Consider the following 11,607-nt stretch of genomic DNA (forward strand, 5'->3'; position numbering starts at 1 on the left):
CCCGGCTATCAACGGCCCTTCTAGGAGTTGACCGAGGGAGGGGCTTTTGCTTATACTGGCCCGAATATGAAAAGGTCTGCAGGAATGGTGGTGCGGTGTCTGGAGGTGGGGTCCTTTATGGCTAACTGCTACATCGTGGGCTCCGGGAAAACGAAAGAGGGGATGGTCATAGACCCTGGGGACGAAGGCCAGCTCATCCTGAAGACTGTCCAAGAGCTGGGCCTGAGAATAAAGGCCGTTGTCGCCACCCATGCCCATATGGACCATTTCTCTGCCGTGGGGGAGATAAAGGCGGCCACGGGGGCTGATTTCCTGGTCCATGAGGATGATGCCCCGGGCCTGAAGCAGAGGGAGTATTTCTCCTCTCTTTTTGGCGTGTCTTTCCCCGAGGCCCCTCCCGCCGACCGGCTCTTGAGGGACGGGGACACCATCCAGGTGGGGGACCTCCGGTTCCAGGTCCTCCACACTCCCGGCCACACCCGTGGGGGCATATGCCTCCTGGGGGAGGGGGTAGTATTTACCGGGGACACCCTCTTCTCCCAGGGCATTGGCCGGTCTGACCTGCCCGGAGGGGACTACCAGGTGCTGATGGAGGCCATCCGCTCCCGGCTCATGTCCCTCCCCGACGATACCGTTGTCTACCCCGGACACGGCCCCGAGACCTCCATCGGCTACGAGCGGCGCTACAATCCGTATCTAAAGGAGGAGCTGAACTAGCTTTCTGCCATGGAATTCCTGCCGCTGCTCTTTATGGCCGTCCTGGTGAGGTATCTATGGGCCCGCTATCTGCCTCTGGTGGCGCCCAGGGGCTGGTTTTTTTCTACGCTCGGCGCCTATCTGGGGGCCCTGGGTGGTGGCCTCCTCCAGCGCTTTTTCCTCCCCTGGGGGCCTCATCTGCTTGGGTTCTATTTTATTGGGGCCCTGCTGGGCTCGGTCCTGGTCCTCTTCGCCTGGGGGGTGGGGCCTTACATCCGGGTGTTGCTCCGGGGGAAGTAGGGCCTATTACTTCGCCTTTTTGGCCCCGGGTCTGGCCGGCCTCCCGCTGCCCTTCAGGCTCTTCACAAAATCGTCCACGGTGAGGGCTGCCATGGTCATGGTCCCCAGTGTCCCCCTGGACCCCAGCTCAATGGCTACCCTTACCATTACCTCGTTGGTCGGAGCCTCCAGAATATTGATGAAATCGTAGGGGCCCAGCAGAGCATACTGGGCGAGGACCTTCGCCCCCATGGCCTCGACCTCTTTGTTCACCTCTTTGATCCTGGCGGGGTTAGCCTTTATGGACTTCCGGCCCTCGTCGGTCAAAGTGGTGAGCATCAAATAGACAGCCATTTCGCACCTCCAGTTTTTTCCCCCTCGGTGGGGTAGCCGCATACCTCGGATGGTTCCAATACTAGTCCATTCAGCAGAGGGCGTCAATCTTCCGGGGGCCAGGGGGTGGTGGGTGTGCTATACTAAATCCTGGGCCAGGGTAGCTCAGGGGTAGAGCAGCGGTTTCGTAAACCGCCGGTCGGAGGTTCGACTCCTCTCCCTGGCTGTATCTGAACCCTCCCCTCATGTTGACGGTTTGTTGACGGGCCTCGATGGGGTAGGTAGTGTAGACCGTCAGCTAAAATGGGACATTTTTAAGGCCACTAAAACCGTACACTTTGGGTAGTGGCGCAAGCTCCTGATGGGGTAGTAGACTAACCTACCGACAGAAAGGAGCTAACGTGTCCCAGGAAAACAAAGACAAAGCTAACGCTGCCGAAGCCAGGACGCAGGGTACCCGGGGCTTCATGCAGCAGGTCAGAGTGGCAGCGAGGCGCAAGTACACCCCGGAGGAGAAGGTCCGTATCGTGCTGGAGGGGTTCCGCCGGGAGGTGGGAGTAAGGGACCTCTGCCGCCGGGAAGGGATCAAACCGGGGGCCTTTTACGCCTGGACCAAGGACTTCATGGAAGCAGGGAAGGGGCGGCTCACCCGGGACGCCGCACGCGACGCCACGCGCCAAGAGATCGACGAGATAAAGCGGGAGAACGCTGAGCTCAAGCACCTGGTGGCTGACCTGTCATTAGAAGCTTACCGTCTCAAAGAAACGGCTATTCCTCCGCTGGGGAACCACGCCGGCGACGGCGCATGAGCCCCGCGGAGAGGGCTCATGTCCTGGCCCAGGTGGAAAGCCAGTCCGGGTGCAAGCGACAGGCGCTGGCAGTGCTGGGGGTACCCAGGAGCACCTACTACCGCTGGCGACAGGGGCAACCCGGTTCGGGCTACAGAGGAAGGCCGTGGAACCGGATCACTCCTAACGAGGAGCGCCGAATACTGGCGGTAGCCCGGGAGTACCCTGAACTCTCCAGCCGGCAACTCTCAGCCCGGATTACGGACTACGAGGGCTTCTCCGTGTCCGAATCGACGGTGTACCGCATTCTTAGAAGGGAAGGCCTGGTGAAACGCCTGGAAATGCAGGTTACAGCTGGCAAGGAGTACCACACCAAGACCACACGGCCCCACCAGATGTGGGCCACCGACGCTTCCTACTTCCGGGTGGTCGGCTGGGGCTACTACTACCTGGTAACCGTGATGGACGACTATTCCCGCTTCATCCTGGCCTGGAAGCTGCAGAAAGACATGTCGGCTGATTCTCTCATCGAGGTGATTCAGGAAGCCATCGATGCCACCCACATGACCGAAGTGCACGTAGAAGACCGCACCAAGCTGCTGTCGGATAACGGGTCTGGCTACTTGTCCCGCGTCTTCAAAGACTACCTGCACCTGGTAGGGATAAGGCACATCGTGGCCGCGCCCTTCCATCCCCAGACCAACGGCAAGGTGGAGCGCTACCAGCAGTCTCTGAAACATGAGGTGAACCAGCTACCCTATGAACTTCCCAGCCAGCTGGAGAAAGCTATTGCCGACTTCGTCGACTACTACAACCACCGCCGCTACCACAAGGCCCTGGGCGACGTGACGCCCGCCGATGTCCTCTATGGCAGGAGAGAGCAGATCCTACAGCGCAGGAAGGAGGTGCGAATACAGACACTTAACCAGCGGAGGGATTACAACCAGGGCCTCAAGGAGCTTGTCAGTGCCGCCTGATCGGGCAAAAGTGTTCGGTTTAAAAAGTGTCCCATTTCGCTGATTGACAACAATACAGGTTTCATTGCTTCTCGGAGGGGGTTCTGCTCGGACATGGGCGTGTCCTACTAAACGAATTGACGTTCTGTTTTCTCACTGCACAAGCGCTCTGGGGGTGGCAAGGGCTGACGGCCTACATCGGCACTCACTAACGAAAAGTCAGATCATAAATACCAGAACCATCATATCCCTGAGGTCGCCTATGAGTCATCAACCCAAAGCAAGGAGAACCCAGGGCTCATTTTACTTCTTTTCTGCAAGTGGGGCTGCGAAGTAGAGAGGTTGGGTGCCTTATTGGAACTCTTCCAGGAAGGCTTCTACATTCTCGCCCAGGACCTCCTGGTTGTAGCCCCCTTCCAGGACGGCGAACCTCTTCCCTTGGCAGTTTCTCTCGGCAGCTTCTTTAAGCAATTTGCCAATTGTCCCGTAGTCTTCAACTTCAAATATGCGGCCCCGGCCTTCCTTGGCTCTATCAAAGCCGGCTGATACGGCCAGGATATCGTAACCTGTGGCGTTTTTGAGATACTCTTCCAGGGCTTGCAGTTGTGGAATTCTGTCTTCTTCCGGCTTGTAAAGGTAGGTGGCACCCGTCTCAACCCAACTTTCCCCGGGTGGGGGCCGTAGCGCATCTCTACCTACCATTGGCAGGTAATAATAGGTAACTCTACTATCATTGCGGAATATCTCCGCTGTCCCGTTTCCGAAATGAAGGTCAATGTCCACAATCAAGGCCCTTCCTATCTTCTTCTCATCCAGCAGCTTCTTAACGGCAATGGCGATGTTGTTGAAGTAACAATAGTTCGAGGAATTGTTGGGACTGGCATGATGGCCGGGGGGCCTGATGAGGCCAAAAGTGACCTCTCCTTTTACTGCCAGCTCACCAGCCAAAATGGCTCCGCCGGCAGAGAGGCTGGCAACCTCATAAAGCTGAGGGTCCAATTTGACGAAGTCAATAAGCCGTTGCGTATGGACCCTTCTCAGGTCTTCTTCGCTGGTCGGTTCGGGTTTAACAAAGTCGTAAAAGCCTTCAAGTTCTTCCAAGATGGCTTCCATTCTCCCCGGGGCGGCACCTGGGAACTGTGAATAGACCTTCTGATAGTCCGGGTGAAAGATTACTTTGATTTTGGTTGCCTGAGGGGTCAAGGGAGCGGGCACCTCGGGTGTAGGGGTGGGGGTAGGTGTGGGCGCAGGAGTTGCAGCCGGCGACGGTGTAGGAGTTGGAGTTGCTTTTGGACGACACGTGCATCCGGGGGTCAAAAGCAACAGCAAGAGGACAACGACCAAATAGCGCCACATTGTCCACCTCCTCCGGAGGGATGCTGAAAATACTATCATAATTCTTGTCCAAGTATCGATTCCCCTGTGCCTGTTCACCGGAGTCGGCTGTGAACACGGCCATGAAACGAACTGAACGTCTGCCGGGTGAACCCTCGGCTTCCCCTGCGCCACCCCACCCATGGTGAGGTTGTGATGGAGGACCTGCTGACAACTTTGGGCTGGAGGCCCCGGGTAAGGAAATCGACCCCGCCAGCCCAAGAGCCGCTAGGGCCTCTCGAGAGGTGAAGGACGAGGAACTCAGGAAGCTCGAGGCCTCCTATGATTCCCTCGAGACTCTCAACTTAGCTAGGGGCCCAGGCGATGACAAAGGCATCCCAGTTGCCAGCGATGGTCTGGCCAAGCATGTCGCCATTCGCGTCGCCCACCACGATGACTTGTCCTCTCCCATCCACTCCCACCCCAGAAGGCTTAACAGAGGGTAAGATGGTTGTGGAGGCATTTCGGCCAGGTTGGAGAACTGAGCGAGAAGAGGAGCTGAACTGGCGTGTCCACAGCTCGACACCTGCCGGGCTGTACTCCCGCACAAAGCCATCATAGGCGCCAACCTGTTTCTGGCCGGGCAGGGCGTCCGCTGTCGCGCCCGCCACGAAGATGTTCCCTGCCCCATCCACCGCCACTCCAAAAGCCTGAGTAGAACGGGGGGAGCCGAACTGGCGGGTCCACAGCTCTGTGCCCGCCGGGCTGAGCTTCTGCACGAAGGCATCATTGTAGCCAGCTTTGGTCTGGCCAGGCAAGGTGCCCATTAGGTGGCCCGCCACGATGATGTTTCCTGTCCTATCCACCGCCACCCCAAAAGCCTCATCCGGACCGGGGGAGCCGAACTGGCGGGTCCACAGCTCTGTGCCCGCCGGGCTGAACTTCCGCACAAAGGCATCCCAGGAGCCAGCGTTGGTCTGGCCGGGCAGGTCGCCCTCTGTACGGCCCGCAACGATGATGTTCCCTTCCATGTCTGCCACCACCCCATTAGCCCTATCCACAGCGCCGGTGCCGAACTGGCTGGTCCACAGCTCGGCACCCGCCGGGCTGAACTTCAGCACAAAGGCGTCTTCCTTGTCAGCGCCAGCGTTGGTCTGGCCGGGCAGGGCGCCATCTGTGCCGCCCACCACGATGATGTTTCCTGACGCGTCCGCCGCCACCCCAAAAGCCTGCTCCGCACCGGAGGTGCCGAACTGGCGGGTCCACAGCTCTGTGCCCGCCGGGCTGAACTTCCGCACATAGGCGTCATCCACGCCAGCATGGGTCTGGCCGGGCAGGGCGCCCTGTACATGGCCCGCCGCGATGACGTTCCCTGTTCCATCCACCGCCACCGCCAAAACCCCAACCGAAACGGTGTTGGTGAACTGGCGGGTCCACAGCTCGACGCCCGCCGGGCTGAGCTTCCGCATATAGGCATCCCATATGCCACCCTGGGTCTGGCCAGGCAGGGCACCCTGTAGAGCGCCCGCAACGATGATGTTCCCTTCCATGTCTACTGCCACCCCATTGGCCCTATCCCAACCGGGGGTGCCGAACAGGCTGCTCCAGGCTACAACAGAAGCAGGTGTAGCCGTGGGCGCAGGCCCTGGCACAGGTGTTGGGGTGAGTTCGGGTGTCGGAGTGGGTACACAGCCACCTACAATTCCTAACAACAGGAGAAGAATCGGCAAAAGCTGGGAACGCGCGGAAAACTTTGATGGACGCTGTCTCAATTCGTCCCTCCTTTGCTTTCGTCAATTGCTTTGCTACACCCTAGACCATTGGTCACATCTTGTCAAGTTCTCCAGCAGTTCGGCTCTGTTTGCTTCAAGGTGGCAGCCATTACTTGACTCCCCTTTGAACGGCTTGTCTGACTGCTGAGGCAATGCGCTGAGAAAGCATTTGCCGGAAGTTTGCCTCAGCTTCCCGCCAACTTCTGCCTTCTTCCAAAGCCATGCAGAGCGTTTGCAGATACAGACCAATGCCACCGTCTATGAAACTTGCGACGTCGTCTTCTGTCACCAGCATTATAGCAGTCTTCCCACCCTCAAGCAAGCAGCACCCCCTTGACAGGAGCATAGGATTTGTTTGTCCTGTCCGCGTCAACCGGCGGTAGAGGGGATATGTAGCGAATGCGCGATTTGGTCGTAGCGAAGGTATCTCAACCCGAGAACGTTCCGGTTTGCTGTAGCCAACGTATTCAAGCCTCAGAATCTTCACGTTGGGTGTGGCTTAGGTGGCTAGCAGCGGTGAGGAGGTGATGTCTATAGCAGGGTGAGCTTTGTTGTGGCGAAGGAAATCTCAACGCGGGATAAGAAAAGAAGGAGGCTAAATGCCGAAGCGGATAGTTGGTCTGTTTGTTCTTGTGGTAGTGCTTGTCACTTCGGGGCTCCTTGCCTGTGTCGCCCCAGTGGCCACCACCCCTGCCCCTGCCCCTGTTGCCACCGGGACTCCTGCCGCTACCCCTACGAGGCCTGCGGATATCCCTACCGCTACTCCCACCCCTGTTGTTGTGATTCCCGGTGATATTACTCCCATTTCTACTACCTACAGGTTCGCTGGCCAGTCGAATCAGAACATTGACCTTAAGGCAGGGGACATAGTGGAGTTGACGATTAGGGTCGTCGGGGGCGGCGTGTCGCTGAGCGTGGACGAACCCATAGCAGGATTTGGGGCCATGATGCCCAGAAATATTGCCAATGACTCAACATCGAAACATGCGTTCGTGGCTAGGGTGGATGGAACCTATCGTATCATGATGCAGGCTGGGAACAACCCTATGGGCGCCGGGCAAATCACCCTCTCTGTGGATATCTACAGGAAAGGGGCCCCTGCCATCCCCTGAGGGAATTGAGAAGGAAGTAAATAGTAGTTCCTTTCCCGGCACCGTGCCAGTAGTCTGGCGGGCCGGGGGCCGGGTTTGGCAGGCGGGAACGCACCTCTTTTCGAAAGAGGTCAGGACTTTCTCGGAAAGGGGTGCGTTTCGGTCTGTCCCGTAGGCCTGCGATGTGGCGTCGCGCTCCATAATTCCACCACCCCCACCCTCAGATATGTATTCAGGGGGAGTTCGACTCTCCCCCACCTCCACCAGAAACACGGCGCCTCCGGGTCAGATTCCGGAGGCCATTTCATTAGCAGGACACCTGAGCCAGGGCTCCCAATGCATCGCGTTACTACCGGCGGACAGGTCATCCCTCCTGTTGTTTCCCCTCGGTCTTGCTGAGGATATCCAAAAGACTCTCTTTTGCATGCCGCGTAAACATGCTATAATATGAATCAGTCTGCTGGCCTAGCGGGGCCAGTTTCTTGTGGCATCTCTCACTGACATGACACAAAACATAAGAAACATTGCTATCATTGCTCATGTTGACCATGGCAAGACTACCCTGGTGGATGCCATGCTCAAGCAGAGCCATATCTTTCGCGAGAACCAGCAAGTTGGCGAGCTCATCCTCGATAGTAATGAGCTGGAGAGGGAAAAGGGCATTACCATTCTGGCCAAGAATACGGCTATCACTTATCAGGGGGTAAAGATAAACATCATAGATACCCCAGGCCATGCCGATTTTAGTGGCGAGGTGGAACGGGTGCTTAACATGGCCGATGGATGCCTCCTGGTCATCGACGCTGTGGATGGCCCGATGCCTCAGACCAGATTTGTGCTGCGTCACGCTCTCCAGAAGCGACTCAAACCCATTGTGGTCATCAATAAGATAGACCGCCCTTCGGCCCGCCCTGTAGAGGTGGCCAATATGGTGCAGGACCTTTTCCTGGAGCTTGCCGCAGATACCGAGCAACTGGACTTTCCTATCCTCTATACTGCCGCCAAGGCCGGTTACGCCCTTGCCGATCTGAGAGACCAGCCCAAGAGCATGGTGCCCCTCTTCGAAGCCATCCTTAAGCACGTTCCGCCGCCAAGTGGCGATGTCCATGGTGGCTTTCAACTCCTGGTGGCAGCGTTGAGCTACGACAGCCACGTGGGACAAATCGCCGTGGGACGCATCGCTCGCGGAAAGGTGTCACTGGGGGACCAGGTGGCACGCGTCACCGGGGACGGCGCAATAACCTCCCACAAAGTCTCGAAGCTTTTCATCTTTGATGGGCTCTCCCGCCTCGAGGTTGCCGAGGCAGAGGCGGGAGAGATTATCGCTCTGGCTGGTCTGGGACAGGTGGCCATAAGCGACACCATCGCCGCAGCTGGCCAGCCTGAGGCACTGCCCAGCATTGACATCGGCGAGCCTACAATGCAGATGACTATTGGGGTGAACACATCGCCATTCTCCGGACAGGACGGGCGGTATGTAACCTCTCGACAGCTTCGGCGGCGTCTAATGACTGAGCTTCAGACCAACCTCAGCCTGCAAGTGCACGAGACTAGCAGCGCTGATGTCTTTCTGGTATCGGGGCGAGGTGAGTTGCATCTGGCCATCCTCATCGAAAACATGCGCCGGGAGGGCTATGAGTTTCAGGTTTCCAGGCCGGAGGCTATTGTCAAAGTCATAGACGGGCAGATGCTGGAGCCCTACGAGCTGGTGGTGCTGAATATTGCCGAAAAAGACATAGGTCTGCTGACAGAGGAATTGTCCTTGAGGTTGGGGCAAATGACGAATATGCGTAGCGATGGGCAGGGGAATGTGCTCCTGGAGTTCAAGATCCCTACCAGGGGACTAATCGGCTTCCGTGGCTTCTTCCTTAAAGCCATTCGGGGTAACGGGCAGATGAGCAGCATTTTCACGGGATATGAGCCCTTGCGTGGAGAAGTGAAGTCCGGGAGGACAGGAGTCATCGTCGCTACCGAAGCTGGTGTGGCAGCCACTTATGGCTTGAACAATGCTCAGCAGAGAGGGCTTACCCTCATCGACCCGGGCATGCCGGCCTATGAAGGCATGATTGTAGGGGTGCACGCACGAGACAATGACCTGGCGGTGAATGTGTCCAAGCAAAAGAAGCTGACCAATATGCATGCCTCTACCTCTGACATCGCTGTCAGACTCTCCCCGGCGTTGCGGATGAGCCTGGAAGAGGCCATTGGCTTTATCCGTGAGGATGAGATGGTTGAAGTAACGCCCAAGAACATCCGCCTGCGCAAGCGCATACTCTCCAACAACGAGCGGCACCGGCAAGGCCGTGAGAAGGCCCGGGCTGTTCCAGAATAGGGTCATCCTTCAATCTCGCTATTAAATAGGATGGACGTTTGTACGAGTCCAGTTGCACCCTGGGGGCGCAAACGAATGGCAGAGACAAGTTCACAACGCTAGAATTACAGCCAAGGTGTTTGTATGTGGGGGAGAAACGCGGTCTATGTGGATGCAAAGGAAGACAAGCGCATCGTGGGCATCAAGCCCAAGCCGCCGTTCAGGCCAATCTTCCAGGTGGCGGCGACTAAAGAGGGCCCAGGTGTCCTGCTAATGAAAGAGCCTCCGGAATCTGACCCGGAGGCGCCGTGTTTCTGGTGGAGGTGGGGGAGAGTCGAACTCCCCCTGAAACGCGGAGTGGATGTGGTGGTGGCCTGGTTCTGGGGGCCGAGTGGCGGTGCAGGAAAGCCCCATTGGCTCTGCCCGATGAGCACCTTGCTGACTTCCGAACTTGAAAGGGCTCGGGCTGCAGCGGTTTTGACACGCCAGATTCGAGACTGTAAGATTGGCACTTGGAATGCTCTGGGTGAGTCTTGTAGCGGTCTTCATCCTCGTGGCCAGCCTATTGTCGGGCCTGAAGGAAGGGGCGGCAAAGCACGTCGCCAACCTGGTGGCAACGCTCATCGGCGTCTATGTCGCGGGCCGCAGCTACCATCTCGTGGCCGGGCTGCTCCACTTCATTTCGAGTGAGAATTGGCAGAATTTCCTCGGCTTCTTCATCGCTCTTGCCGTCTCCGTAGCTATCCTGTATCTTGTCTTCCTTGCTCCCCGGAAGCTTACTGAGGTTGTCTGGAGACGGGGTTTGCTGAGCCGATTGCTCGGCGGAGCCATCAGCGTAGTCGACGCTGGCATAGGCCTTGCCGTATTTGCGCTGGTTTTGACCGCCTTTCCCGTTTTCGACTGGCTGGCGCGGTGGGTGGGGGGCTCGGGAGTCATGGCCTCTTTGGTGCGGACCTTTAGCTTCGTCCAGCAGCTCCTGCCGGAGGTATTCCGCGCCGCCGCGACGAGGATCCTTGGCTCGTAGGTACTGCGGGAGGCAGGTAAAGGAATGGAAGTGACCCTGAAAGACGTGCAGGCACAGCCCGTTCTGTACGTAAGGACCAGAACGAGCCTCGACAGGCTACCTCAGGTCATTGGGGAAAGCTACCACAAGATAGCCAACTACATGCAAGGCCTGGGTGAGAAACCAGCAGGTGTGCCTTACACTGCCTACCACAACCTCGATACGAGGGACATGGATGTGGAGATGTGCTTCCCGGTTTCGAATCCTCTGCCGGGACGAGAAGAGATCAAAGGCGGTGAGTTGGCGGCCGGGCGCGTGGCCGCTGCCATGTACAAGGGCCCGTACGCGGCGATGGAAGCTATCTATAGTGAGATCTTCAGATGGCTTGCCGAAAGAGGTCATCAAGCGAAGGGTGTCTACTATGAGTACTACTACAATTCGCCCCAGGACGTGCCGGAAAGCGAGCTTCTGACAGAAATCGTAATACCGCTAAAATAGACTTGCCTGAGGCGCCACCGGACAACTCTAGCAGGGTGCTGAAAAAGGGGGTGCCCAACCAAACGCAGATACGAAATATCCGACAGGTCCAAAGCTAAGGTCTCGTTCTACGGGACTTTTTCATCACCCTGCTAGTCTAGTGTTTCATGAATGGCTTTACAACGAGCGAGCTTGTCAAGGATGGCTTTGGCGGACGCTTTCCACACCAACGGTTTAGGGTCGGCGTTAGACGTTGTTAGGTACTCCTCAATGGCATGGATCAACTCCAGCACACTTCCGAAGCTTCCACGCCGCACACGCTTTTCCGTCAACTCCCGGAACCAACGCTCAACAAGGTTCAGCCACGACGAGCTCGTCGGCGTGAAGTGCAGCATGAACCGTGGGTGCTTTTCCAGCCAAGCCCTTACCTTGGGCTGGTTGTGGGTCCCGTAGTTGTCCACGATCAGATGCAGCGGCGTCTCTTTGGGGAATTCCCGGTCCAGCTGCCGCAGGAAGCGCAGGAACTCCTGGTGCCGGTGCTTGGCCATGCACTCCCCGATCACCCGTCCGTCCAAGACGTTGAGGGC

Annotated in this window: 12 protein-coding genes and 1 tRNA gene; 9 read left to right on the top strand and 4 right to left on the bottom strand. The window is 57.6% G+C overall.

The features are described 5' to 3' along the window. The first annotated feature begins 84 nt into the window (after positions 1–84). Together KJ624_00745 and KJ624_00750 are read left to right on the top strand one after the other, a co-directional pair. A complete protein-coding gene (locus KJ624_00745; GenBank protein MBU2008370.1) occupies positions 85–717 on the top strand; it encodes an MBL fold metallo-hydrolase in 633 nt (210 codons plus the stop codon). Between the two features lie 9 nt (positions 718–726). Then, positions 727–996: a hypothetical protein gene (locus KJ624_00750; GenBank protein ID MBU2008371.1), complete on the top strand. Its 270-nt coding sequence runs from the start codon at positions 727–729 to the stop codon at positions 994–996. A 6-nt stretch (positions 997–1,002) separates the two neighbouring features. Here KJ624_00750 and KJ624_00755 read toward each other — a convergent pair whose 3' ends face one another. Continuing rightward, entirely contained in the window at positions 1,003–1,329 is a 327-nt protein-coding gene (locus KJ624_00755; protein MBU2008372.1) for a GYD domain-containing protein, read from the bottom strand. 133 nt (positions 1,330–1,462) lie between these two features. Here KJ624_00755 and KJ624_00760 point away from each other — a divergent pair. From KJ624_00760 to KJ624_00770, 3 genes are all read left to right on the top strand, one after another. Then, a tRNA-Thr gene (locus KJ624_00760) sits at positions 1,463–1,534 on the top strand. Between the two features lie 175 nt (positions 1,535–1,709). Continuing rightward, on the top strand, positions 1,710–2,117 hold the full coding sequence (locus KJ624_00765) for a transposase (protein MBU2008373.1): 408 nt from the start codon (positions 1,710–1,712) through the stop codon (positions 2,115–2,117). Then, positions 2,114–3,073, top strand: a complete 960-nt coding sequence (locus tag KJ624_00770) for an IS3 family transposase (GenBank protein ID MBU2008374.1) — start codon at positions 2,114–2,116, stop codon at positions 3,071–3,073. The genes KJ624_00765 and KJ624_00770 overlap by 4 nt, the downstream gene beginning before the upstream one ends. 330 nt (positions 3,074–3,403) lie before the next feature. Here the strand turns inward: KJ624_00770 and KJ624_00775 are convergent, their stop codons facing one another. Both KJ624_00775 and KJ624_00780 read right to left on the bottom strand, forming a co-directional pair. Next, positions 3,404–4,165 (bottom strand): histone deacetylase family protein, encoded by a 762-nt coding sequence (locus KJ624_00775; protein ID MBU2008375.1) that lies wholly within the window; start codon positions 4,163–4,165, stop codon positions 3,404–3,406. Between the two features lie 566 nt (positions 4,166–4,731). After that, positions 4,732–5,928: an SBBP repeat-containing protein gene (locus KJ624_00780; GenBank protein MBU2008376.1), complete on the bottom strand. Its 1,197-nt coding sequence runs from the start codon at positions 5,926–5,928 to the stop codon at positions 4,732–4,734. A gap of 809 nt (positions 5,929–6,737) precedes the next feature. Between KJ624_00780 and KJ624_00785 the strand changes: the two genes are divergently transcribed. The 4 genes from KJ624_00785 (at position 6,738) to KJ624_00800 (ending at position 11,041) form a co-directional block, all read left to right on the top strand. Then, positions 6,738–7,250 carry a hypothetical protein gene (locus KJ624_00785; protein ID MBU2008377.1) on the top strand — a complete coding sequence of 171 codons (513 nt, stop codon included), beginning with the start codon at positions 6,738–6,740 and terminating at the stop codon, positions 7,248–7,250. Positions 7,251–7,731: 481 nt separating this feature from the next. After that, positions 7,732–9,561, top strand: coding sequence for a translational GTPase TypA (gene typA / locus KJ624_00790; protein ID MBU2008378.1), 1,830 nt, complete (start codon positions 7,732–7,734; stop codon positions 9,559–9,561). 496 nt (positions 9,562–10,057) lie between these two features. Then, the gene (locus tag KJ624_00795) at positions 10,058–10,564 is read left to right on the top strand and encodes a CvpA family protein (GenBank protein ID MBU2008379.1); all 507 of its coding nucleotides are present in this window, start codon (positions 10,058–10,060) and stop codon (positions 10,562–10,564) included. 24 nt (positions 10,565–10,588) lie between these two features. Then, positions 10,589–11,041: a GyrI-like domain-containing protein gene (locus tag KJ624_00800; protein ID MBU2008380.1), complete on the top strand. Its 453-nt coding sequence runs from the start codon at positions 10,589–10,591 to the stop codon at positions 11,039–11,041. A 131-nt stretch (positions 11,042–11,172) separates the two neighbouring features. Here the strand turns inward: KJ624_00800 and KJ624_00805 are convergent. Further along, positions 11,173–11,607: IS630 family transposase (locus KJ624_00805; protein ID MBU2008381.1), on the bottom strand; the 435-nt coding region annotated here is incomplete at its 5' end.

It is taken from the genome of Chloroflexota bacterium (genome assembly GCA_018825785.1).
GTDB lineage: Bacteria > Chloroflexota > Dehalococcoidia > JACVQG01 > JAHKAY01 > JAHKAY01.